The 21,797-nt window shown below is 68.6% G+C and carries 22 protein-coding genes; 4 read left to right on the plus strand and 18 right to left on the minus strand.

Features of this window, described 5'->3' with window-relative positions:
* Positions 1-79 precede the first annotated feature (79 nt).
* The 5 genes from QTI51_RS38075 to QTI51_RS38095 all read right to left on the minus strand — a co-directional run bounded on the left by QTI51_RS38075 (position 80) and on the right by QTI51_RS38095 (position 5,091).
* The gene (locus tag QTI51_RS38075) at positions 80-505 is read right to left on the minus strand and encodes a DoxX family protein (protein ID WP_165840475.1); all 426 of its coding nucleotides are present in this window, start codon (positions 503-505) and stop codon (positions 80-82) included.
* Between the two features lie 13 nt (positions 506-518).
* The gene (locus QTI51_RS38080; RefSeq protein ID WP_116912888.1) at positions 519-1,454 is read right to left on the minus strand and encodes a M14 family metallopeptidase; all 936 of its coding nucleotides are present in this window, start codon (positions 1,452-1,454) and stop codon (positions 519-521) included.
* Between the two features lie 47 nt (positions 1,455-1,501).
* The gene (locus tag QTI51_RS38085; protein ID WP_165840474.1) at positions 1,502-2,695 is read right to left on the minus strand and encodes a Fic family protein; all 1,194 of its coding nucleotides are present in this window, start codon (positions 2,693-2,695) and stop codon (positions 1,502-1,504) included.
* A gap of 75 nt (positions 2,696-2,770) precedes the next feature.
* On the minus strand, positions 2,771-3,973 hold the full coding sequence (locus tag QTI51_RS38090; RefSeq protein WP_116912886.1) for an ammonium transporter: 1,203 nt from the start codon (positions 3,971-3,973) through the stop codon (positions 2,771-2,773).
* Positions 3,974-4,134: 161 nt separating this feature from the next.
* Positions 4,135-5,091, minus strand: coding sequence for a LytTR family DNA-binding domain-containing protein (locus tag QTI51_RS38095; RefSeq protein ID WP_116912885.1), 957 nt, complete (start codon positions 5,089-5,091; stop codon positions 4,135-4,137).
* A gap of 179 nt (positions 5,092-5,270) precedes the next feature.
* On the opposite strand from QTI51_RS38095, the gene QTI51_RS38100 reads away from it, so the two are divergent.
* Positions 5,271-6,509 carry an acyltransferase family protein gene (locus QTI51_RS38100; RefSeq protein WP_116912884.1) on the plus strand — a complete coding sequence of 413 codons (1,239 nt, stop codon included), beginning with the start codon at positions 5,271-5,273 and terminating at the stop codon, positions 6,507-6,509.
* Here QTI51_RS38100 and QTI51_RS38105 read toward each other — a convergent pair.
* The 7 genes from QTI51_RS38105 to QTI51_RS38135 all read right to left on the minus strand — a co-directional run bounded on the left by QTI51_RS38105 (position 6,430) and on the right by QTI51_RS38135 (position 13,947).
* Positions 6,430-6,873 (minus strand): PaaI family thioesterase, encoded by a 444-nt coding sequence (locus tag QTI51_RS38105; protein WP_116912924.1) that lies wholly within the window; start codon positions 6,871-6,873, stop codon positions 6,430-6,432. The two genes, QTI51_RS38100 and QTI51_RS38105, sit on opposite strands and share 80 nt — an antisense overlap.
* Positions 6,874-7,014: 141 nt before the next feature.
* Complete coding sequence (locus QTI51_RS38110; RefSeq protein ID WP_116912883.1) at positions 7,015-9,195, minus strand: TonB-dependent receptor; 2,181 nt, start codon at positions 9,193-9,195, stop codon at positions 7,015-7,017.
* Positions 9,196-9,260: 65 nt separating this feature from the next.
* Positions 9,261-10,772: an ABC transporter permease subunit gene (locus QTI51_RS38115; protein ID WP_116912882.1), complete on the minus strand. Its 1,512-nt coding sequence runs from the start codon at positions 10,770-10,772 to the stop codon at positions 9,261-9,263.
* 24 nt (positions 10,773-10,796) lie between these two features.
* On the minus strand, positions 10,797-12,197 hold the full coding sequence (locus tag QTI51_RS38120) for an ABC transporter permease subunit (protein ID WP_286518382.1): 1,401 nt from the start codon (positions 12,195-12,197) through the stop codon (positions 10,797-10,799).
* Positions 12,198-12,293: 96 nt separating this feature from the next.
* Complete coding sequence (locus tag QTI51_RS38125) at positions 12,294-13,001, minus strand: ABC transporter ATP-binding protein (protein ID WP_116912881.1); 708 nt, start codon at positions 12,999-13,001, stop codon at positions 12,294-12,296.
* 152 nt (positions 13,002-13,153) lie between these two features.
* Complete coding sequence (gene ykgO / locus QTI51_RS38130) at positions 13,154-13,303, minus strand: type B 50S ribosomal protein L36 (RefSeq protein ID WP_013542562.1); 150 nt, start codon at positions 13,301-13,303, stop codon at positions 13,154-13,156.
* 149 nt (positions 13,304-13,452) lie between these two features.
* The gene (locus QTI51_RS38135) at positions 13,453-13,947 is read right to left on the minus strand and encodes a Fur family transcriptional regulator (RefSeq protein WP_116912880.1); all 495 of its coding nucleotides are present in this window, start codon (positions 13,945-13,947) and stop codon (positions 13,453-13,455) included.
* Positions 13,948-14,100: 153 nt separating this feature from the next.
* Between QTI51_RS38135 and QTI51_RS38140 the strand changes: the two genes are divergently transcribed.
* Positions 14,101-14,967, plus strand: coding sequence for a hypothetical protein (locus tag QTI51_RS38140; RefSeq protein ID WP_132748999.1), 867 nt, complete (start codon positions 14,101-14,103; stop codon positions 14,965-14,967).
* Between the two features lie 25 nt (positions 14,968-14,992).
* Here the strand turns inward: QTI51_RS38140 and ylqF are convergent, their stop codons facing one another.
* A complete protein-coding gene (ylqF, locus tag QTI51_RS38145) occupies positions 14,993-15,991 on the minus strand; it encodes a ribosome biogenesis GTPase YlqF (RefSeq protein ID WP_116912878.1) in 999 nt (332 codons plus the stop codon).
* A gap of 378 nt (positions 15,992-16,369) precedes the next feature.
* On the opposite strand from ylqF, the gene QTI51_RS38150 reads away from it, so the two are divergent.
* Positions 16,370-16,798, plus strand: a complete 429-nt coding sequence (locus QTI51_RS38150) for a CBS domain-containing protein (protein ID WP_116912877.1) — start codon at positions 16,370-16,372, stop codon at positions 16,796-16,798.
* Between the two features lie 150 nt (positions 16,799-16,948).
* Positions 16,949-17,308 (plus strand): HPF/RaiA family ribosome-associated protein, encoded by a 360-nt coding sequence (locus QTI51_RS38155; RefSeq protein ID WP_116912876.1) that lies wholly within the window; start codon positions 16,949-16,951, stop codon positions 17,306-17,308.
* 58 nt (positions 17,309-17,366) lie between these two features.
* Here QTI51_RS38155 and QTI51_RS38160 read toward each other — a convergent pair whose 3' ends face one another.
* The 5 genes from QTI51_RS38160 to QTI51_RS38180 form a co-directional block, all read right to left on the minus strand.
* Positions 17,367-18,293 carry an SDR family NAD(P)-dependent oxidoreductase gene (locus QTI51_RS38160; RefSeq protein ID WP_286518378.1) on the minus strand — a complete coding sequence of 309 codons (927 nt, stop codon included), beginning with the start codon at positions 18,291-18,293 and terminating at the stop codon, positions 17,367-17,369.
* A gap of 180 nt (positions 18,294-18,473) precedes the next feature.
* The gene (locus QTI51_RS38165) at positions 18,474-18,854 is read right to left on the minus strand and encodes a response regulator (RefSeq protein ID WP_116912922.1); all 381 of its coding nucleotides are present in this window, start codon (positions 18,852-18,854) and stop codon (positions 18,474-18,476) included.
* 126 nt (positions 18,855-18,980) lie between these two features.
* Positions 18,981-20,552: a glutamate--cysteine ligase gene (gene gshA / locus QTI51_RS38170; RefSeq protein WP_116912874.1), complete on the minus strand. Its 1,572-nt coding sequence runs from the start codon at positions 20,550-20,552 to the stop codon at positions 18,981-18,983.
* A 175-nt stretch (positions 20,553-20,727) separates the two neighbouring features.
* Positions 20,728-21,045: a putative quinol monooxygenase gene (locus QTI51_RS38175; protein WP_116912873.1), complete on the minus strand. Its 318-nt coding sequence runs from the start codon at positions 21,043-21,045 to the stop codon at positions 20,728-20,730.
* Positions 21,046-21,082: 37 nt separating this feature from the next.
* On the minus strand, positions 21,083-21,751 hold the full coding sequence (locus QTI51_RS38180; protein WP_116912872.1) for an alpha/beta hydrolase: 669 nt from the start codon (positions 21,749-21,751) through the stop codon (positions 21,083-21,085).
* Between the last annotated feature and the right edge of the window lie 46 nt (positions 21,752-21,797).

Here is a 21,797-nt window from a genome sequence, read left to right on the forward strand (position 1 = left end):
CGCCTTCAGGCGCTGCGATGAACTCGCTTGGCGCGGCGACTACAGCATCGCAGACAAGCCGCGCCACTTGCTTATCTGCTCATCTGCTGGCCGCGCTTTTCGGCCACGCGGCGGTGCACCACGCAATCAACCCCAGCAACCCCACCTGCACCGGCAACCGCACCACCAACGCCCAATACGGCACGTTCGCAAACAGCTCAGGCCGCTGCAGCATGTAGAAATGCGCCGGCGTCACGGCCAGCGTGAGCAGGAACAGCCCCACGCCCGCGGCCCGTCGCGTCGGTCGCCACAGCAGCCCGACCGCACCCAGCAACTCGAACACCCCGCTCACCAGCACGGCCTCGCGCGGCCAGGGGATGTACGGGGGCACGATGCGCATCTCGGTCTCGGTCAGCGCGAAATGCGCCATGCCGCCGATGGCGAACCACAGGAAGACGAAGGCCAGGCCCGCCACGCGCCAGCGACCCAAGGCGGGCGTGGCCGGCCTGGCGGGGGTGGCGCTCATCGCGCGGCCAGCCTCACAGCGGCTTGGTGAGGTACACCGCCTCGCGCCCGACGATCGTGCGCTGCGCGGGCATGAAGATCGTGCAGTCGTCGCACAGGGCGCGAATTTCTTCGGTACCGTTGGTGGCGATGAGTTCGCCCTTGGCGAAGGTCTCGAAGCCGATCAGCGGGCGCACGAACGCGAAGTCTTCCGACTTGATGACATACGTCTGCAGCAGCTCGAAGCGCCGTTGCGGTTCGGGCTCGGGGTTGGCCGGGTTCTTGTCGACGAGGCCGAAGTACGCGAGAAAGTCGTAGGTGACGGCGGTCGCCAGCTCGGACGCCGAGCGCAGAAAGTGCTGGCCGCACTCGACCACCATGGCCACGCCCTTGCCGTCCGGGCCGCCGTGGCTGCCGTACTGGATCAGCGGCGTGCCCGAGCCGAGGCCGTCGGGCATCACCAGGTGCACCGACGGGCGGCCGATGGCCAGCGCGACCTTGGCGTTGCGCTCGAACGCCGGGTACACCCAGAACGGCACCACGGGCTGGCTGGTCGAGTGGATGTCCAGGATGTGGTCGGCCGCGTCAACCACCGGGCGCAGGATGCGCGCGCGGCGCAGTTCGGGGCTGTCCTCGGCGCCATCGAGCCACTCGGGCGACCAGATGCGGTTGAGGTTGTGCACGATCTGGCGGCTGTCGTAGGGCGACTCCTCCTTGAACGACTCGTAGGCGTCGATGTTGGCGAAGGCCACGGTGAGCGTGCCGACCTTGGGGCGCACGTTGTTGTCGAGCAGGTGCGTGGCGGCGGTCATGCCGCAGATCTCGTTGCCATGGGTGAGCGCGTTGATGAGCACGTGCGGGCCGGGCTTGCCGGATTCGAAGCGGTGCACGTAGTCGATGCCGACGTTGCCCTTGCGGTAGGCGGAGAGGTCGCGGGGGAGGACTTCGAGGGCGGGGGGAGATTGGGTCATGGGGCTCTGCGGTCGTGGGAGTGAAACGAAAAGGTCCGGCGAGTTTGCTACAGGCCGCGCGTTTGTGCTTCGGCTGGCACCGGGCCGGGGACCAGGCCGCCGACCGGGCCGGGCAACGAACCGAGCAGTGCATAGCGCGTGGCCTTGCCCTGCCCCGTTCGCTCGAGCAGGCCCGCCGCGACGAGCTCGGTCAGCTCGCGGTAGGCCGTGGCGCGCGACACGCCGGCAATGGCCCCGTACTTCTCCGTGCTCATGCCGCCCAGGAACCCGCCGGGGCCCGCGTCGTACAGCTTGTTCAGCACCTTGCGCTGGCTGGGCGCGAGCTCGGGGTGGGCGGCGTTCAGCGCGGCCCAGAAACCGCTCTCGGCACCCGCCGCCTGGATGTGCGCCACGGTGGACAGGCACGCCTTCTCGACGCAGCCCGCGAACCAGTGCACCCATGCGGTCACGTCCATGTCGCCCTGCGCGCTGGCCGCCTGCAGCTGGCTGTAGTAGCCCGACCGATCGAGCCACAGCTGCTGCGACATGCTGAACAGCCGCTGGCTGCTTCGCAGGTCTTGCGCCAGTGCCAGGTCGCTCAGCGCGCGGCCGATGCGGCCGTTGCCGTCTTCGAACGGATGGATGGTCTCGAACCACAGGTGCGCGAGGGCGCTGCGCACGATGCCGTCGATGCCCGGTTGCGCGCGGCCCGCCTCGAACCAGTCGAGCAACGCGCGCATGTGCGCGGGAACGTCGCGCGACGGCGGGGCTTCGTAGTGCACCGTGTCGGGCTTGCCCAGCCGGGGCGTGACGATCTGCATCGGGTCTTCGTGCACACGGTAGCCGCCGGTCACGATGCGCGTGATGCCGCTGCGGCCGTTCGGAAAAAGCGCGGCATGCCAGTCGAACAGGGTTGCTTCGGCGAGCGGCTCGTTCCAGCGGGCCAGGGCTGCCTCGACGATGTCGAGCGTGGCCTCGGTGCGCTCGTCGCGGGGAATGCGGCTCGCGGGCGTCAAGCCCAGTCGCCGGGCGGCGGAAGCCCGCACCGAATTGACCTGCAGCGTCTCGCCCTCGATCTGCGCGGTGGCGATGGCCTCGCGCGACCATTCATCGAGCTGAAGCTCGCCAAGGTCCACCAGCTGCAGGTTGCTGGCCACGCCCAGCATGCGCCCCTGCGCCAGCCGCGCCGCGGACAGCGCGGGCTGCAAGGCCTGCGCATCGACTTCGAAACGCGGCCATTTCTTGGTTTGCCAGATCCACATGAAGCGCATCTTAGGCAAATACGCTTCAAAAATGAAGCGTATTTATGCCCGATACGCTTCAGGACAGTTCGACGCCTACCAATTCACCTCCCGCTCCGGCGTAGCCGAAATATGGTGGATCGACAGGTCCGCCCCGTCGAACTCCTCTTCCTGCGTCAGCCGCAGCCCCACCGCTTTCTTCAGCGCGCCGTACACCGCCCAGCCCGCCAGGCCGGCCCAGGCCACGCCCATGAGCGTGCCGATGAGCTGCGCCCACAGGTTCACCCCGCCGATGCCGCCCAGCGCCTGGGTGCCGAAAATGCCGGCCGCGATGCCGCCCCAGGTGCCGCACAGGCCGTGCAGGGGCCACACGCCGAGCACGTCGTCGATCTTCCATTTGTTCTGCACCAGCGTGAACATCTTCACGAAGATGGCGCCGGCCACGCCGCCCACCACCAGCGCGCCCAGCGGGTGCATCAGGTCGGAGCCGGCGCACACCGCCACCAGCCCGGCGAGCGGGCCGTTGTAGACGAAGCCGGGGTCGTTCTTGCCCATGGCCAGCGCCACCAGCGTGCCGCCGACCATCGCCATGAGCGAGTTGACGGCCACCAGGCCCGAGATCTTGTCGATGCTCTGCGCGCTCATCACGTTGAAGCCGAACCAGCCCACGCACAGCACCCACGCGCCCAACGCCAGGAAGGGAATGTTCGACGGCGGGTGCGCGCTGAGCGAGCCGTCGCCGCGGTAGCGGTTGCGGCGCGCGCCCAGCAGCAGCACGGCCGGCAGCGCGAGCCAGCCGCCCACGGCGTGCACGACGACCGAGCCGGCAAAGTCGTGAAACTCGTTGCCCGTGAGCGAGGCGATCCAGCCCTGGATGCCGAAGTGCTTGTTCCAGGCGATGCCTTCGTACAGCGGGTACACGAAGCCGACGATCACCGCGGTGGCGATCAGCTGCGGCCAGAACTTGGCGCGCTCGGCGATGCCGCCCGAGATGATTGCGGGAATGGCCGCCGCGAATGTCAGCAAGAAGAAGAACTTCACCAGCTCGTAGCCGCTTCTTGCCGACAGTTCGGTCGCGCTCACGAAGAAATGCGTGCCGTACGCCACGCCGTAGCCGACCAGGAAATACACGATGGTCGACACCGAGAAGTCGACCAGTATCTTCACCAGCGCATTGACCTGGTTCTTCTTGCGCACGGTGCCCAGTTCCAGAAAAGCAAAACCGGCGTGCATGGCCAGGACCATGATGGCGCCGAGAAGAATGAACAGCGCATCTGCGCCCTGTTTGAGTGCGTCCATGAAAGCTTCTTGCAGTTTTTGATTTGAATTGGTGCGTCGCACCCGAATCAGTCGGAGCGGCGGCCAAATCAAGCAAAAATGGTGCCTATCAGCTCTTTGATGGTGCGGAATGAACCAAACAAGGGCTTGCTACGCCCTTTCAAAGCCCCTCGCGCACCGGATCAGCCCGCGCTGGCGCCCGTGCGCAGCGCGTCGCGGTAGCGGCGGCTGCAGGGCACGGTGGTGCCGTCGTGCATGTGCAGGCGGGCGTCGCCGCCGTCGAGCGGCTCTATTTCCTTGATGCGGCCCAGGTTCACCGCGTGGCTGCGGTGCACGCGCGCGAAGGTGGCGGGGTCGAGCTGGGTGAGAAAGTCGGTGAGCGTGGCGCGCAGCAGGTAGTCGTGCCCGTTCACGTGCAGGCCGACGTAGTTGCCCTCGGCCTGCAGCCAGTCGATGTCGGTGGCGGCAATGAGGAATTCGCGGCGCAGCTTGCGCACCAGGAAGCGCTCGGGCCGCTGCGGCGCCGGCGGTGCGACCGGCTCCGATAAGGGCTCTTGCTGCGCCGAGGGTTCGAATGCCCCCGGTTCCGCCCGGATCCCGGCGGGCCGCACGACCCCCGCCTCCGGCGCATCCAGCACCCTCGCCTCCCCTTGCAGGCGCAGCAGGAACAACCGGTACGCCCAGATGCCGAAGACGATGCTCGCGTACGCGCGCACGTCCTTCAGGTACTCGTAGCTCCACTGCGCGGCCCAGTCCGCGAAGTCGTAGTGCGCCCCGGCCAGGGCGTAGACCGCCGCGCGCAGGCCGAACATGCCGGCCACGTGCACCAGGCTGAACGCCACGCTGGCCACCCCATGCAAGGCCACGAAGCGCAGCAAGTGCCCGCGCGCCAGCGGCGACAGGCGCCGCTCGACCCACACCAGCGCAGGCACCAGCAGCAACAGCACGAGGTGGCTGGACACCTCCCAGGTCACGACCTCCCAGTTCTCGGCCGGCACGGCGCGGGTGCGCATGTCGACCAGCGCCACCATGGTGCCGAACACGGCCTGCAGCCCCATGAGCACGATCCAGAAAGCCACTTCCACGGGCCGGCGGACCGGCTCATAGCGCTCGTACAGGTTCTTGCGGGGCGGAAGCATGGGCTGGAATTCTCGCGAAAAGCGCGCCGCCCGGGCCCCGGGGCGGGCTGAATTCGTCCCTGCGGGCCACCGCTCGTCACAAAGCCGGGCCGGTCCGTCCCATGGGTGCGCCGCGCGGGGCCGGCGGGCCGGAGCATGGCGCCTTTCCGACGTTTCCAGACCCCTTCAAGGAGCTTGCAATGAGCGCATCTACTGGCGCACCCACCCCGCCCGGCCACCGCCGCCACGACATCGACGCCCTGCGCGCCCTGGCCTTCCTGTTCGTCATCCTCTATCACGTGGGCATGTACTACGTGGCCGGCTGGCCCTGGCACCTGAAGAGCCCGCATGCCGCCGAATGGCTGCAGTGGCCGATGGTGGCGCTCAACATCTGGCGCATGGACCTGGTGTTCCTGGTGTCTGGCGTGTCGCTCGGCTTCCTCAGCCGGGGCCAGGGCACCTGGGCGCTGCTGCGCAGCCGCGGCGTGCGGTTGCTGCTGCCGCTGGCCTTCGGCATGGCGGTGATCGTGCCGTACCAGGCCTACGCGCAGGGCGTGGCCAACGGCTACGTCGCGCCGGGCTTCGGCGCCTTCCTGCTGCGCTACCTGTCGATGAGCGCGCCCTGGCCGAAGCAGGCCTTCGATGGCGCGGAATTCGGCATCACCTGGAACCACCTGTGGTACCTGCCCTACCTGTTTGCGTACACGGCGCTGGTCGCGGTGACGCTGCCGCTGTGGCGCTCGGCCGCCGGGCAACGGCTGCGCCGCGCCTTCAACGGGCTGCGGGGCTGGCGGCTGCTGGTGCTGCCGGTGGTGCCGCTGCTTGTCTTCACGCTGCTGCTGGCGTCGCGCTTTCCGGGCACGCACAACTTCGTGCGCGACTTTTACCTGCACAGCATCTACTTCACGCTGTTTCTCTACGGCTACTGGATGGGCGTGGACACGGGCGTGTGGAAGGAGCTGGAGCGGCTGCGCCGCGTGTCGCTCGTGCTGGCCATCGCGGTGATAAGCACCTTCTTCGCGCTGCGCGCCGGCATGAAGGCGCCCTTGCCGAGCTCGCTGACCGACCTGCTGCGCGTGCTCTACCTGTGGCTGATGGTCGCGGCCATCCTGGGCCATGCGCACCGCCACCTGAACCGCCCGTGGCCGTGGCTGCGCTGGGCCAACGAGTCGGTGTACCCGTGGTACGTGCTGCACCAGACGCTGATCGTGGCCGGCATCACCGTGCTGGCGCCGCTGGCGCTCGGACCCGTGGTCGAGCCCGTGCTGCTGGTGGTGCTGACGCTCGCGGGCTGCTGGCTGCTGACCGACGGCGTGATACGGCGCGTCGGCTTCCTGCGTCCGCTGTTCGGGCTGAAGATCACGCGGCCGGCTTCGCCGCGGCCGCTTGCGCCTCCTCCACCGGCACGAGGATGGCGTTCCCCGTCGCCACGAGCTTGAGCTCGCCTTCCCCCGCACCCTCGCCTTGCGCATACAGCTCCGCCACCGCGAACACCTGCTTGCGCCCCGCCTTCACCACCCGGCCGCGCGCGACGAACGCGCGGCCCACGGCGGGCGAGATGCAGTTCACCGAAAAGTGCGAAGCCAGCACGCGCCCCGCCACCGTGGCGGCCGCGAAACCGCTCACGGTGTCGAGCAGCGCACCGATGAGCCCCGCATGCAGGAAGCCCGCGTACTGGCCCATGTCTTCCTTGCGAAAGTGCATGCGCAGCTCGGCCTCGCCGTTGGCGGCGCTCACGACCTCGAAGCCCGCCCAGCGGTTGAAGCCGGCGGTGGCGTTGATGGCCTGGATGGTGTCGAGCATGTCGGTCGTGGCGGTCATGGCGTTCATGGCGATCTCTTCTCGGGTTGATGCAACACGGCCCACTCTAGAAAGCACCACCCGCATTCGCCGTCGCGCGCGCGACGGCGAATGCGCCCTGCGTTACCTTGGCGACACGCGCCCTCAGAAGTCGAACTTGGCCGACAGCTCGAAGGTGCGACGCGGCGCCAGCAGCACCTGGCTGGTCGCGCGGCCGGCCCACGTCGCGTACAGCTTGTCGGTCAGGTTGCGCACGCGAAAGGTCAGCAGCGTGTTCTGCATGCGGTAGCTCACCGCGGCGTCGAGCGTGGTGAAACCGTTGATGCGAATGTCGTTGGCCGTGTCGGTGTACATGTGGCCGGTGTGGTTCAGCGAGGCGAAATACTCCAGCCTGGAACCGTCGGGCCGGTAGCTCGCGAACAGGTTGGCCACGTGCTCGGGCACGTTGGGCGGCGTCTTGCCCACGCGCGACACATTGCCCGCCTCCACCAGCGTGTCGAAGCGCGCGTCGAGCGCGGCCAGGTTGCCCGACAGCGTCCACTCGCGCGTCGGCCGCCACACGGTCGACAGCTCGATGCCGCGCGACGACTGGCTGCCGTTGTTCACCGTGTTGTTCGGGTTGGCGGGGTCGCGCGAAAGCACGTTGCCCAGCTCGATCTTGTAGGCCGCCGCGGTCCACTCCAGGTTGGCCTGCGGCAGGCTCTGCTTGAAACCCACCTCGGCCTGCTTGCCGCGCGACATCGGAAACGCCGCGTTCGACGCCGACAGCAAGAACAGCGAGTTCACCGGCAGCGTGGCGTTGGTGTACTGCGCATACACGCTCGAACCGGGCGTGATGTCGTACACCGCGCCGATGCGCCCCGACGTGGCCCGGTAGCTGGTCGAAAAGCGCGAGCTGCTGCCCAGGTTCAGGTCGACGATGCCGCGGTCGACCTCGGTGCGGTCGTGCCGCAGGCCGGCCACCAGCGTGAGGTTCTTCAGCGGCTTCAGCGCGTCTTCCACGAACACCGAGCTCACGCGCACCTTCGTGTCGGTGTTGGTGCGGTTGCCGCCGCCGGTGCTCAGCGCGGGGTTCTCGTTGAACGGCGCCAGGTACGCGCCGAACACCGGCACGCGCAGCAGGCTGGCGGTGGCGGCGCTGCTGTCGGAAAAGCGGCGCTGGCTGCCGAAGCGCGTCTCGCTGTATTCGCCGCCGGCCACGAAGCGGTTGTCCATGCCGCCCAGCGTGCCCTTGTGCGTGGCGTCGAAGCGGTCGAGCCAGAAGTCCTGGTCGTGCGTGATGAGCGTCTGGTCGCGCGCGATGTTGGCCGGCGCCACGAACACGGCGCTTTCCGAGTTGCGGAACACGCGGTTGGCCTTGTTGGCCGAGAACTCGTTGCGCCACGACCAGCCGCCGTCGAGCTGGCCCGTGAGGCGCGCGCGCAGCCAGTAGGTCTCGGAGCTGTTCTCGTCGTCGGGCACGTTGTAGTTGTTGCCGGCAAGGCGCCGGTCGATCACGCGGCCGTCGGGCGTGCTCACCACGTTGGTGGGTTGCGTCGCGAAGCTGCGCGGCACCAGCGGCGTGCCCCAGTAGGCCTGGTTGTCGTCGCGCAGGTAGTCGAAGGACAGGTCCAGCTTCACCGAGCCGCCGAAGTCGACCGCCAGCCCGCTGGTGAGGTGGTCGATGCGCTCGCCGTTGCGCGCGATGGTGCCCACCTTGCTGTCGTTGCGGCTGTAGTCCAGCCGGTAGGCGCTGGCGTCGCCCAGCGCGCCGCCGAAGCCGAAGGCCGCGCGCGTGGCGCCGTAGCTGCCGTACGAGAGCAGCGCCTCCTTGTGCGGGTTGTCGCGGTCGGGCTGCTTGCTCACGAAATTGACGGTGCCGCCGATGGCGCCTTCGCCGTCGAGCACCGAGGCCGGGCCCTTCAGCACTTCGATGCGCTCGTAGTTCCAGGTGTCCTGCACGCGGTTGGTCACGCCCGCGCCGGAGCTGCGCACGCCGTCGTACAGGTACTGCAGGCTGGTGAAGCCGCGCGTGGACAGCGTGGTCGGCGCCGAAGGCGGCCCGCCGCCCGACAGGCCGGCCATGCCGCGCAGCGCCTCGCTGAAGGTGCGCGCGCCGCGCTGCGCGATGGCCTCCTGCGTGAGGATCTCCACAGAAGCCGGCGTCTCGCGCACCGACAGGCCCAGGCGCGACGCGGTGCCGCTGGGCGCGTTCAGGTGCAGGCTGCTGGCGTCGCGGCTGTCCTCGATGGTGACGGTGCCGAGCTCGGCGGTGTCCTGCGCGTAGGTCGACGGAAACGCGGTGGCGGCGGCCACCGCCATGGCCGTGCGGATGAACATGGTCATTGGAATGCTTGCTTGGGATTGAGAAACGAAACAGAGGGGCAAAGGGACGAAGGCGCCGCCCGCGCCTACGCCACCGAGAACCGGCGCAGCCGCCACGCGGCCACGCCGAACAGCAGCAGGCTGGGCACCAGCAGCTGCAGCACGGCCCACGCCGCCTGCCCGCGCACGAGGCCCGCGGGCTCCTCTTGCCAGGCGAAGGCCGGAATGCGGTCGAAGTCGGCCGGCGCGAGCGCGTCGCGCGCGTCGATGCGGGCAAAGAAAAAGCGCTTCCACGCCGCGTGGTACGCCACGGTCTGCGCCTCGAAGCGCGCCTGGCGCCGCGTGCCCGTGCCGGCCAGCGCGGTCATGCCCTCGTAGGCCACGGCCGCCGGAGACACCGCGCTGAAGCGCCCCAGCAGCACCTGCTGCCGGGCCTGCTGCGTGTCGAAGCGGTCGAGCGCGGGCTGGATGGCGGCGTCCACCTCTTTCTCGATCAGGTAGTTGCCCAGCAGCCGACCCGCGATTTCGATCTTGCCGTCGCGCGGCACCAGGACGGCGCCGCGGCCGACGTGCTGGTAGTCGGTGCTCATCAGGTCGGCGTGGCGCTTCATGGCCTCGGCGGTGACGATGCGCTGGCGCGTGGCCAGCTCGGTGCGAGAAGGCGCGGGGCTGGCCTGCGTCACGGCCAGGTTCAGCAGCACGGGCGCGACCAGCACCAGCAGCACCCACGCGATGACGAGCACCATCGCATTCGTCGCCGACGACGCGCCGAAGGCGTTCACCGCCACCACCAGCGCGAACCAGAAGAGCGCGTAGGCGCCCACCAGCAAGGCCCACCACAGGGTGGCGTCCGACGAGGCGCCCATGCCTGTGGCGCCTGTCATGCCTGCCGCGCCCACGGTACCGGCGTGTCGCGCCACGAGCAGCACGGCCACCGGCAGCAGCACCGCGGGCCCCAGCAACACCGCCGCGCGCACCGTGAGCTTGCCCGCCAGCAGCGTGCGCAGGCGCAGCGGCTGCGACAGCAGCAGCCGCAGGGTGCCGTTCTCGCGCTCGGCCGACAGCAGGTTGTAGCTGAGCGCGAAGATCAGCAGCGGCAGCAGGTACACGATGACGAAGGCCAGGTCGAAGTGCCCGCTCAGCAGGTGCCACGGGCTCTCGATGTCGCTCGGGTTCATGAACACCACGCGGCTCTGGCTGGTGACGTGGAACTGGCTGGGGAACAGGTCGCTCTGCCCCAGCGCGACCGGCCCCAGCGCGGCGGTCGGCAGGATGGCGTGGTGCCCGCCGTAGCCGCTGGCCATGCGCGAGGGATCGGCCGGGTTCTCGAAGGGCGTGGGCTGCGCGGTGCCGGCGAAGATGCCTTCGAGCAGCACGCGCTGCGCGGCGCGGGTGTCGCGGTCGGCCTGCGCCACGGCGGCCTGCGCGCGGTCGCGGCTCGCGGTCTGCAGCAGGCCGTTGCCCAATGCATAGGCCACGAGCAGCACGAAGAGCGCGCCGACGGCCCACAGCGTGCGCTCGGCCCGCAGGAGGCGGCATTCCTGGCGCATCACGGCGAGCAGGCGGCGGCCTTGCGGCGGATGGAGAGAGGGGGTCATGGGCATGTCTGTTCGGGTGTCTGTTCAGAGCGCCCGCTGGCGCACGGTGGCGAAGGCCGCGAACGCGGCGGACAGCAGCAGCCCGGCGACCAACACCGCCAGACTGCGCGCCTGGTGCAGCAACGCCCAGCCGGCGCCGGGCGAGTGGTAGTCGAACGGCGGCACGGTGGCCCACAGGCCGGGCGCGGCCTGGTAGGCGAAGTGACGGTCGCCCATGGGGTCGGCATGCGCCACCAGGTCTTCGCTCATCAGGTCCTGGATGTGGCGGCGATGCAGTTCGGCCGCGGTCGTAAAGCTGCGGTGGTGCGCGAAGTCGGTGCCGGCCAGGCCCATCGAGAAGCTGCGGATCGCGAGAATCGGCAGCAGCAGGCCGCTCCATTCCTGCACCTTCTGCTGCTGTTCCCAGGTGTCCCACAGGCGGCCGTAGTGGCGGTCGTACACGGGGTAGGAGGCCTGGTCGTCCAGGCGCAGCGCGATGCCCCATTTGCTGAGCGGCACGTCGCGGCCCCAGCGTTCGGTGGTGCCGAAGTTCTTCTGCCAGACCTGGTCGGACACCGACTTCAGCTCCGCCCCCAGCGCCTGGTTGAACTGCAGCCGCGTCGGGCTCGGAAACCATGCGCGCGACAGCTCGGACAGCACGCGCGGCGCCATCACGGCCTGGCCGATCCACAGCGCGAGCAGCAGCGTGATGGCCATGCGCGAGGTGGACGACGCGGCCGACACGCCGAGCACCAGGAACACGAAGATGCCGAGGTACACGGCATAGCCGAGCGACCATGCGGCCAGCCGCAGCAGCGCATCGAGCCGCTCGCCCTCCCCGGCGCCGATGGCGACCGCCACCGCCGCGATGAGCGCGGCCGGCACCAGCAGCACGCCCAGCGAGGCCGCGAGCGCCAGGGCCTTGCCGCCCAGCAGCCGCAGCGGCGAAACCCCGAGGCTCAAGGTCTGCCGAAGAATGCCCTGCTCGCGTTCGCCGGCGAACGCATTGAAGCCCAGCACGATGACCAGCAGCGGCCCCAGCACCTGCAGGATCCAGCCGACCGAGAGGTTGCCGAAGCGCTGCAGGCCGGTCGCGTCCTGCGCGGCGTTGAACTTCACCTCGCTCTGCCGGTGCGCCTGAAGCCACACGGTGCTGCCGATGAAGGGGTTGATGCCCGAGTCGATCATGGCCAGCGCGGCCTCGGGCTTGAAGGCGTGCATGCCCTGGTGGGCGGCGTCGTGCGGGTGGCGACTGTCCTGGTGCAGCCAGTCGCGGTAGTCCATGGCCTGGGCTGCCTGCTGTTCTGCGCGCGCGTCGCGCTGATGGGCCCAACCCACGGCGAGTGCCGTCAGCAGCAGCACGGCCACCAGGCCACCGGCCCAGTAGAGGCGGCCGTCGCGCAGGCGTTCGAGGAATTCGCGTCTTGCGATCCAGTTCAGCAGCATGTCGGTGGGCTCCCTGGGTCGTTGTGTTTGGTGTTTGTTGTTGCGGCGTGATCGCGCCCCGAATGCTCGCCACCGCGAATCGAAAAGCACTTCATCTCAAGCCCTCATGTGCTGGAGATAGAGCGACTGCAGGTCCGTTCGCGCGATCTGCGCCTCGCCGTCGAGGCTTTCGACCAACCGCCCGCGTTTCATGATCCCCACGCGCGTGGCGGTCTGTTGTGCGTGGAACAGGTCGTGCGTGGTGGTCAGCACGGCCACGCCGCTGTCGGCGGCGCGACGCAACAGGTCGGAGAACTCCGCGGCCGCGTGCGGGTCGAGCCCGGAGGTCGGCTCGTCGAGCAGCAACGCCTTGGCCTGCTTGGCGATGGCCACCGCGATCCACACCTTCTGGCGCATGCCCTTCGAATACGCGGACACGCGCTTGTCGGCAGAGGAATGGTCGAGCCCCACCTCGGTCATCAGCTCGAGCAGGCGCTCGCGCGGCAGCTCGTGGCCGAGCGCCAGGCCCGCGAAGAAGCGCAGGTTTTCCAGGCCCGACAAGGTGCCGTACAGCGTGACCTGCTCGGGGATGTACGCCACGTCCTGCTTGGTGGCCACCGGGTGGCGCGTGACGTCGGTGCCGTTGATTTCGACCGTGCCGGCGCTCGGCGCGATGAAGTTCAGGAACAGGTTGATGGTGGTGGTCTTGCCCGCGCCGTTGGCACCCAGCAGGCAGTAGATGTCGCCGGCGCGGATGTCGAGGTCGAGGCGGTCGAGCGCGGTATGGGCGCCGTACTGTTTGGTGAGGCCGGTGGCTCGGAGCATGGAAGAAAACCAGGTTGGAAAGAAGACGCGCGCAGGCTTGCGCCGGCGCGGGTGCGCCGAAACATTCGACAAGGGTTCGTGGGGGGCCGGCGCTTCGCGCGGGGGCGCGCCGGTCGGCGCTCTTCAGTCGGCGCCTGGGGGCTGCGCCGTGCTCAGCGCTTGTTCTTGTTCTTCGCGCCGCCCTGCCGCGCCTTGAAGCGCGGGTTGGACTTGCAGATGACGTAGGTGCGGCCGCGCCGCGTCACCACCTGGCAATCGCGATGGCGCTTCTTGGCTTCCTTGAGCGAGGAAAGGACTTGCATGGTCGTACTCGGGCCGTCGCTGGCCATGGGTTTGGGAACCCGCGACTATACGTTATTGAGAATACGTTCTCAATAACGATTCGATGCCGATCGACGGCGTGCTGCCGTGCGCGTGCGTCGGTGCTTCGGTGCTTCGGTGCTTCTGTTCGTCAGTGCGCCTTCGCGCGCGCCTTCGGTGTCTTTTGCGCCTTTTGCGCACCCCGCGCGCACGACGCGCACAGCCCGTGCAGCGTCACCTCGTGGCTCGTCACCTGGAAGCCCTTGGGCGCCAGGTCGTCCATGGGGCCGGGGCAGGCGTGCAGCAGAAAGACCTGCCCGCAGTTCGAGCAGTGGAAGTAGTGATGGTGGTGGTCGGCGCCATCCGCATCGTGCCCGTCGTGCCCGTCATGCTTCGTGTGCCCGTGGTCTTTCGCGTGCGCGCCGGGCTTGCAGGCGACCTCGTAGCGCGCCGGTTCGCCCGGCAGCTCGACCTTGGCGATCTCGCCGTCCGCCAGCAGCAGCGACACCTGGCGGTACACGGTCGACAGGCTGATCTCGGGCACGATCTCGCGCGCATGCGCGAGGATTTCAGGGGCGGTGAGCACGCGACCGGCGTCGCTGAAGGCGGAGAAAACGGCGTTGCGTTGGCGCGTGAGACGTTGCATTTTTCGATGATAGTGGGCCGCGCCGAAGCGCTTCGGACGGCGGCGCGAACAACCTTGCGCCCGGTGCCGTGGCCGTCCTCAGGCGCAGGTCAGGCCGGCGTGGCATTCTCGGGAGCCGAACGCTGTGTCCGAATTTCCATGGGAGACGAAAACGTGAGATGGATCCATCGGCGGAGCGCGCTGGCCTTCTCGGCCGCCTGCGCCGCCTCCGCCCTGCTTGCCGCTTCGGGCTGCGGGCGGCAAGGCGCGTCCAGCGCACCTGGCGCATCTTCCGCACCTGTCGCACCCCTGGCCCCCACCGCACCCGGCGCCGAGGCCCCCGGCAGCGTCGCCATCACGCAGGACGACATCGACTGGTTCCGCCGCAGCAAGGCCGAGTGGATCGCCTGCGAATCGGGCGCGCCGGCCATCGTGCCGCCCGAGCTGTCGCTGGAGCAGTTCGGCGAGGCGCTGGACGGCGGCAACCCGCGCGTGTCGCCGCTGTTCGACCGCTTCGTGAAAGTGACCTCGGCCTTCTTCCTGCACGCGAGCTTCGCGCCGGGGCACTACGGCTTCGTGCCGCCGCTGGGAAAGCGCGATGCATTCGATGTGTCGGCGGAGCACATCCGCCTGCTGCAGCACGCGAACTGGCGCACCTTCATGATCGATTGCAAGCGCCCCTACGGCGACTTCACGCACTACGAGATCGACATGGCCGACATCCTCGGGCTGCCGGTGGCCAAGGACGCCAAGGGCCTCGCGCAGATCGGCAAGGACGCCGAGCAGCGCATGGACGCGCTGCACGCCGACATGCTCTACGCGCTGCAGGCGTACATCCGCTTCGCGCGGCTGAGCCCGGGGCGCTACGTGGTGCCCGAGCGCGGGCTGTCGCAAACGGTGGGGCGGCCGCTGTGTCGGCCGGTGTCGGCGACGCGCATCGCGATGTACCAGCGCGCGCTGTCGGCGGCGGGGCCGCATCCGGATTCGCGGCGCACGGCGGCGTTGAACGAGGCGGCCGGGGCGCTGTTCGCGCTGGACTGATCGGCCACGGGCGGGGCCGTGCGGCTCAGTCCTGCGGGTCGTCGGCGGGCGCGTCTTCGGGTACGGCACCCGGCATGCTGTCCGACGCAGGCTTGGCCTTGCCCTTCTTGCTGCGCGCGGCCTTCTTGGCAGCGCGCTCGGCGTCGGCGCGCTGGCCCGCGGCCAGCCACTGCGCAAACTCCTCGGGCGTCTCGAGCGTGATACGCCCGAGGTTGCCCGCGCGAAACTCGTGCATCACGATTTCCGCCGTCTTCTGCAGGTTGACCTTGCCCTTGCCCAGCAGCGCGCCGCGCTTGCGGCCGATGGTGTCGAGCAGGTCCTCGTCCTTCATGCCGGCCATGGTCTCGGTGTCGAGCTCGACCAGCTTGAAGCGGGTGGCCACGCCGGCGGCGTAATGCACCTTCAGGTAGTCGAGCAGCTCCAGCGCCACCTCTTCCTCGTCGAAGGCGTTGCGCCCCACCGCGCCGCTGGCGGCCAGGTTGTAGCCGCTCTTGGGCACGATGATGCGCGGCCACAGCATGCCGGGCGTGTCCCACAGGTAGAAGTCGTCGGCCAGCACGATGCGCTGCTCCAGCTTGGTAATGCCGGCCTCGTCGCCCGTCTTGGCCTTGCGCCCGCCGGTGAGCGTGTTGATGAGGGTCGATTTGCCCACGTTCGGAATGCCGCAGATCAGTACGCGCATCGGCTTGGCCATGCCGCCGCGGTTGGGCGAGAGCTCGTGGCAGGCCTTGACCAGCTGCTGCGCGGGCGTGGTCTGGCTCGCGTCCAGGCCGATGGCGCGGGTCGCGGGCAGCGCGTTGTAGTGCGCGAGCCAGCGCGCGGTCTGCGCGGGATCAGCCAGGTCCTGCTTGTTGAGCACCTTCACGCTCGGGCGGCCGGCCGTGAGCTCGGCCAGCATCGGGTTGGCGCTGGAGCCGGGCAGGCGCGCGTCGAGCAGCTCGATGACCACGTCGATGTCCTTCACCCGCTCGGTGATGGCCTTCTGGGTCGAATACATGTGACCGGGGAACCACTGGATCGCCATCGGTGGGGTTCTTTCTTTTTTCGCGCTGCCGCTGTCTGGAATGGGGAGGGCCTCGCAGGGCCGGGTGCGCATTGTGGCCCCGGAACCTGAACGCAAGCCTGAACGACGTCTTCGCTACGTTTTTGCTACGTTTTCGCTACGTTTTCGCTACGTTTTCGATAGCTGCAAGTGCGCATTCTCGCCGTCCACCGAAAGCCGCGGCCCGGCGCGTGCAGCCCTTAGTTCTCGCTCATTGACAGCGTGTTGCACACACGCGCAATCCCCTAGACGGTTTTGCATCGCGGGGCGCCATTGCGCGCGGTAACGCCCCTATCATTTGAAACAAGTGCGGCGCCCGAGCGTCGGTCGAATCGAAAACCCTTCATGGAGTTACACACGATGAAACCCGTCTCCGAACTGCTCAAACGCCATGACTCCGCAGCATGGCGCACCTCCCCGGACACCAGCGTGTTCGATGCGCTGTCCACCCTGGCGCGCTTCGAGGTCGGCGCGCTGATGGTGATGGACGGCGAGAAGCTGGTGGGCTTCCTGTCCGAGCGCGACTACACCCGCAAGGTGGCGCTGCAGGGCAAGAACTCGAAAGACGTGAAGGTGCGCGAGATCATGACGCCCGACGTCATGACGGTCACCCCGCAGACCCGCACGCGCGCCTGCATGACGCTGATGAGCCAGCGCAAGTTCCGCCACCTGCCGGTGGTCGATGGCGACAAGGTGGTCGGCATGATCTCCATCCAGGACTTGATGGACGACATCATCTCGGACCACGAGGCGACCATCGAGCAGCTGACGACATACATCCAGAGCTGAAGTCCCCACGCCGAACAGGGCGGCGCAGGCCAGGCCAATCGCCGCATTGCGGACCCTGCCCGGCGCGTGGGTAGGGAATAGACCTACGCGCGCACCCGCGCTTCAGGGCGCACAGTGGGCTTTCGTTCATCCATCCAGCAGGGACATTGCATGCAGATTCAGGTCAACACGAGCAACGGTATCGACAACAAGGACACGCTGGAACGCTGGGCCGACACGGAGATCAAGCAGCACCTGAGCCGTTTCGCCGAGGACGTCACGCGCGTCGAAGTGCACTTGAGCGACGAGAACCACGACAAGACCGGCGGCGCCGACAAGTGCTGCGTGATGGAGGCGCGCCTGGCGCACCACCAGCCGCTGGCGGTGACGCAGCATGCGGCCAGTATCGACGAAGCCTTCCGCGGCGCGGCCGACAAGCTCAAGCGCCTGCTCGACAGCACGCTGGGGCGCCTTCACAACCATCGCGACCGCGGCTCGATCCGCACCGACCCGAGCTTCATCGCGGAATAAGCCCGGCAGCCCGGCGGAGGCACGGCAAGGGCCTAGCCCCGCCCTGCCCCTGGGGTTGTCAGCCCCGCTTGGCGTTCGCCATCGCCTTGCCGACCTCGTTGGTGCCCTGCGCGGCACCGCTTTGCGGCACCACCTCGCCGTCGCGCGAGGTCACCTCGGACAGCCGCGCGGCCAGTTGCTCCGGCGTGTCGGGGGCAATGCCCAGCCAGGCGCCCTGCGTCATCGTGATGTGGGCGGCCTCGAAGGTGCCTGCGCCCGCGCACAGGATGGTGCGGTTGGGCGCGTCCTGCGCGGCCAGCACCAGCATGGCGGGCACCACGGCCTCGGGCTTGAGCGCATCGAGCACTTCCTGCGGCATCAGGCCTTCGGTCATGCGGGTGGCGGCGGTGGGGGCCAGGCAGTTCACGCGAATGTCGTTCTTGGCACCTTCCAGGCTCAGCGTCTGCATCAGGCCCACCAGCGCCAGCTTGGCCGCGCCGTAGTTGCTCTGGCCGAAGTTGCCGTACAGGCCCGAGGACGACGTGGTCATCACGATGCGGCCGTATTTCTGCTCGTTCATGAGCGCCCAGACGGCCTTGGTGCAGTTCACGGCGCCCATCAGGTGCACGTCGACCACCAGCTTGAAGTCGTCCAGCTCCATCTTGGCGAAGCTCTTGTCGCGCAGGATGCCGGCGTTGTTGACCAGGATGTCCACGCGGCCCCAGGCGTCGACTGCCTGCTTGACCATGGCCTGCACGGCCTCGAAGTCGGTCACCGAGGCGCCGTTGGCAATCGCTTCGCCGCCCGCGGCCTTGATTTCGTCGACCACCGCCTGCGCCGCGCTCACCGAGCCGCCGGAGCCGTCGCGCGCGCCGCCCAGGTCGTTGACCACCACCTTGGCGCCGCGTGCCGCCAGGGCCAGCGCGTGCTGGCGGCCCAGGCCGCCGCCCGCGCCGGTCACGATGGCCACGCGGCCGCTGAAGTCGATGCTGTTGCTGCTGCTCATGTCTCTCTGTCGCTTTCCTAGGGAGTTGCCGTTGGGGTTGCCGGTGTTCAGCGCCGCCCTGGGGGCGGCAGCGTGGCTTTTTAACCCAGAAAGGCGGGGGCGCGCAGTCTCCCGCGCGGGGGACAGTCTCGTGGGTGTCAGCGGCCGCGGCGGGCGCTGTGGTGGCCTTCGTTCAGCGCTTCAGTGCCGCGACGAACTCACCTGCTCGCAGTACGCCACCAGCTGGTCGAGCTCGGCCGACTTGTCGAAGAAGGCGTCGGCGCCCAGTTGCTGCGAGCGCTCCCGCATGTCGGCCGTGGCGTAGTTGCTCAGCACGATCACCTTCTGGTGCGGTGCGCGGTTGCGGCAGGCGTGGATCACGCCCAGCCCGTTGCCGCGCTTGAGGAACAGGTCGACGATGGTCAGGTCCCAGTCGTCGCGGTGCAGGCGCAGCCAGGTGATGGCTTCGTCCTCGGTGCTGGCGGAGGCCACAACGTGCGCGTCGGCCACCTCCTCCAGGAAACCCACCAGGTTTTCCCGGATGACCGGACTGTCTTCGACGAGGTAAGCCTTGAATGTCATGCCTGCATGGTCGCCCTGCACCGCGCACCTGCGGTGGGCGATGCGGGCCAATGCCTGTAGGCCATCGGCCCCCGCCCCTGTCGTCATGGGAACGGGAGCAGGGCGAAAGTCTTAAGCCGGAGCGTGTCAGGCCGCCATGGCCATGCGACCGCGCGCGATGCCCAGCCGCGCGGGCGACACGTACTGCTCGCGGTAGATCTCGAAGGGCATGGTGTCGGCCGCCTCGATGCGCTTCTGCTCCTGGATGGAGTCGGCCGTCATCTGCTCGAAGCCGGCCTGCAGCGCGGGCGGGAACGGCAGCCCGAGCAGCTGCGCGCGCGTTTGCTCCGACTGGGCACGCACGAAGCCGATGAAGGAGTTGCCGTGTTCCTGCTCGATGGCCGCGAGCACGCGCGCCGAGGGCAGGCTGTCGGGGTTGCGCAGCGCGGCCAGGGCAGCGTGCACCGCGTCGGCGTGCTGGGTGCCGCTGCCGTTTTCCTGACCATGTGCAATGTCCAGCGCCTCGGCGATGGGCAGGCACTGCTCGGCCAGCTCCGTGCCCCAGTCCGCCAGCGACACCTCGCGCCCCTCGCGCTGCAGTTGCAGGCCGGGTTCGCGACCGCGCGCGGCCGTGAGGTGCTGGTTGTGCGCCAGCTCGGCGATTTCCTGCGGCGTGTCGTCGGCGCTGTCGCTCAGCAGGCAGTGCAGCAGGAACACGTCGATGAAGCGCATGGTCTGCGCGTTGATGCCCACCGTCTCGAAGGGGTCGAGGTCCATCAGGCGCACCTCGACATACTCCACGCCGCGTTCGCGCAGCGCATGCAGCGGGCGCTCGCCGGGGTGGATCACGCGCTTGGGGCGGATGGTGCCGTAGAACTCGTTCTCGATCTGCAGCAGGCTGGTGCCCAGCTGGTTGTAGTCGCCGCCCAGGTTGCGGATGCCGATGGCCTCGTAGGCCGGCCACGGGCGCGTGAGCGCGTCCTGCAGCGAGGCGCCGTAGCCGTCCAGGCTGTTGTAGCTCACGGCCAGCGAGGCCTGCGCGTCGCTCTGGTAGCCCAGGCGGCCCATGCGCAGCGAGGTGCCGTGAGGCATGAACATGCTGCCGTCGCCCAGCGGCTGCAGCTCGTGCGGGCGGCCCGCCACGAAGCTGGAGCACAGCGCCGGCGAGGCGCCGAACAGGTACAGCAGCAGGAAGGCGTGGCGGCGGAAGTTCCGGATCAGCGCGAAGTACTGCTCGCTCGACACATCGGGCAGGGACCAGTTGTAGTGAATGCCCGAGATGGTCTGCATGCGCCGGCCATAGCGGTGGCTCAGGCCCATGCGGTACACGCTCTTGGCGCGGCCCACGTTCGACGACCCGTAGCGGCCGATGGGAATGGTCTCGTCCGTGGGCAGGCCGCAGGGCATGCTGGAGGCCCACAAGCGCTCGTCGCCCAGCGTGTCGAGCACGCGGTAGGTGAACTGGTGCACCCGGGTGAGCTCGTCCAGGGCCGATTCGACGTCGCCATGGACGCCCGTGATGAGTTCGAGCTGCGATTCGCTGAAGTCGGTGGTGATGTGCGGGTGCGTGAGCGCCGAGCCCAGGGCCGCGGGGTGCGGCGTGAGCGCGAGCTTGCCGTCCGGCAGCGCGCGCAGGCTTTCCTTCTCGATGCCACGTCGCATGCCTTTCAGTCGTGCGGCTGAAAGTGCACCCAACCTCTCCAGCAATCTGTTGCTCATATTGTTATGACTCATCAATCTTCTTGAGGGGCTGGAAGGTAGCACGGGCGCGCGGGCGTTGCTTGCGCAGGGAATCCCGGCCTTTTACGCCCTTCGATGCGCTACCTTTTTGATAGCTGCATGCACCGAGACAACGCCTGCCCATGCCCCGAATGGCTTGCGAAAAACCAGGCCTTCAGGCCTTCGCGCGGCCTGCCGACAGGTCGATCTCGTCCGACTGGTAGACGTGGATCTCCGGCACGCCGTCGGCCATGGCGGCCAGCGCCTTGCCGAAGGCGCGCGACGCATCCACCCGAAAGTGCACCTGCAGCGCGGCCATGTCGCTCCAGCGCTCCACGAAGGTCAGGCGCAGCGGCTGCAGCGCGTCGGTGGTGACTTCATGCGAGATGCAGCCGGGCTCGGCGCGCGAGCGCAGCACATGCTCGGTGCTGATGGCCAGCATGGCCTGCAGCGTGTCGGGCTTGGCCAGGGCGTGTCCGATGACGAGGATCATGGGTCGGTCTCCTTTCAGGTGGCGGCCTGCAATGCGGTCAGCCCAGCACCCGCAGCAGGAAGCGGTTCAGGTCGGCAATTTCTTCCATGCACACCGAATGCGCCATCGTGTATTCATGCCATTCGACGGTGTAGCCCAGCGCGGTCAAGGCGTCGCGCGAGCGCAGCGCGGCGGCGATGGGCACCACCGGGTCTTGCCGGCCGTGGGCGAGGAACACGGGCGTGTCATGGTTGGCGGCGTGGCGCTCGGCGGCGGTGGTGGCGGCGATCGGCAAATAGCCCGAGAGGCCCACGATGCCCGCCAGCCGCTCGGTGTGGCGCAGGCCGGTCATGAGCGACATGGCGCAGCCTTGCGAAAAGCCCGCCACCACGATGCGCTCGGCCGCGATGCCGCGGGCCTTCTCGTTGGCGATAAGCGCCTCGATGGCGGCCTGCGAGCGGCGCAGGCCGGCCTCGTCTTCCTGCGCGGCCAGGTCGGCCACGGCAATGTCGTACCAGGCGGGCATCTGGTAGCCGCCGTTGATGGTCACGGGAATGACCGGCGCATTCGGGAACACGAAGCGCACGGCACCCACGGAGGAGAGATCGAGCTCGTTGGCGATGGACACGAAGTCGTTGCCGTCGGCGCCCAGGCCGTGCATGACGATCACCGTGGCGGTGGGGTTGGGGGCGGTTTCGATCTCGATGGGGGGACGGGCAGCGGACATGGTCGGACGAAGGTAATCAGAAAAACCGGAAAGATGGATGGCCGGA

Origin of the sequence: Variovorax sp. J22G73, from assembly GCF_030317035.1 — a bacterium.
In the GTDB taxonomy this organism is placed as follows: Bacteria; Pseudomonadota; Gammaproteobacteria; order Burkholderiales; family Burkholderiaceae_C; genus Variovorax.

Coding starts and splice junctions, on each gene's coding strand:
- ylqF (WP_116912878.1), bottom strand. CDS start 15,991: ATGGCGATCCAGTGGTTCCCCGGTCACATGTATTCGACCCAGAAGGCC.
- QTI51_RS38155 (WP_116912876.1), top strand. CDS start 16,949: ATGCAGATTCAGGTCAACACGAGCAACGGTATCGACAACAAGGACACG.
- QTI51_RS38100 (WP_116912884.1), top strand. CDS start 5,271: ATGAGCGCATCTACTGGCGCACCCACCCCGCCCGGCCACCGCCGCCAC.
- QTI51_RS38080 (WP_116912888.1), bottom strand. CDS start 1,454: ATGACCCAATCTCCCCCCGCCCTCGAAGTCCTCCCCCGCGACCTCTCC.
- QTI51_RS38090 (WP_116912886.1), bottom strand. CDS start 3,973: ATGGACGCACTCAAACAGGGCGCAGATGCGCTGTTCATTCTTCTCGGC.
- QTI51_RS38135 (WP_116912880.1), bottom strand. CDS start 13,947: ATGCAACGTCTCACGCGCCAACGCAACGCCGTTTTCTCCGCCTTCAGC.
- QTI51_RS38115 (WP_116912882.1), bottom strand. CDS start 10,772: ATGACCCCCTCTCTCCATCCGCCGCAAGGCCGCCGCCTGCTCGCCGTG.
- QTI51_RS38150 (WP_116912877.1), top strand. CDS start 16,370: ATGAAACCCGTCTCCGAACTGCTCAAACGCCATGACTCCGCAGCATGG.
- QTI51_RS38105 (WP_116912924.1), bottom strand. CDS start 6,873: ATGCTCGACACCATCCAGGCCATCAACGCCACCGCCGGCTTCAACCGC.
- QTI51_RS38160 (WP_286518378.1), bottom strand. CDS start 18,293: ATGAGCAGCAGCAACAGCATCGACTTCAGCGGCCGCGTGGCCATCGTG.
- ykgO (WP_013542562.1), bottom strand. CDS start 13,303: ATGCAAGTCCTTTCCTCGCTCAAGGAAGCCAAGAAGCGCCATCGCGAT.
- QTI51_RS38120 (WP_286518382.1), bottom strand. CDS start 12,197: ATGCTGCTGAACTGGATCGCAAGACGCGAATTCCTCGAACGCCTGCGC.
- QTI51_RS38075 (WP_165840475.1), bottom strand. CDS start 505: ATGAGCGCCACCCCCGCCAGGCCGGCCACGCCCGCCTTGGGTCGCTGG.
- gshA (WP_116912874.1), bottom strand. CDS start 20,552: ATGAGCAACAGATTGCTGGAGAGGTTGGGTGCACTTTCAGCCGCACGA.
- QTI51_RS38175 (WP_116912873.1), bottom strand. CDS start 21,045: ATGATCCTCGTCATCGGACACGCCCTGGCCAAGCCCGACACGCTGCAG.
- QTI51_RS38085 (WP_165840474.1), bottom strand. CDS start 2,695: ATGTGGATCTGGCAAACCAAGAAATGGCCGCGTTTCGAAGTCGATGCG.
- QTI51_RS38165 (WP_116912922.1), bottom strand. CDS start 18,854: ATGACATTCAAGGCTTACCTCGTCGAAGACAGTCCGGTCATCCGGGAA.
- QTI51_RS38125 (WP_116912881.1), bottom strand. CDS start 13,001: ATGCTCCGAGCCACCGGCCTCACCAAACAGTACGGCGCCCATACCGCG.
- QTI51_RS38110 (WP_116912883.1), bottom strand. CDS start 9,195: ATGACCATGTTCATCCGCACGGCCATGGCGGTGGCCGCCGCCACCGCG.
- QTI51_RS38095 (WP_116912885.1), bottom strand. CDS start 5,091: ATGCTTCCGCCCCGCAAGAACCTGTACGAGCGCTATGAGCCGGTCCGC.
- QTI51_RS38180 (WP_116912872.1), bottom strand. CDS start 21,751: ATGTCCGCTGCCCGTCCCCCCATCGAGATCGAAACCGCCCCCAACCCC.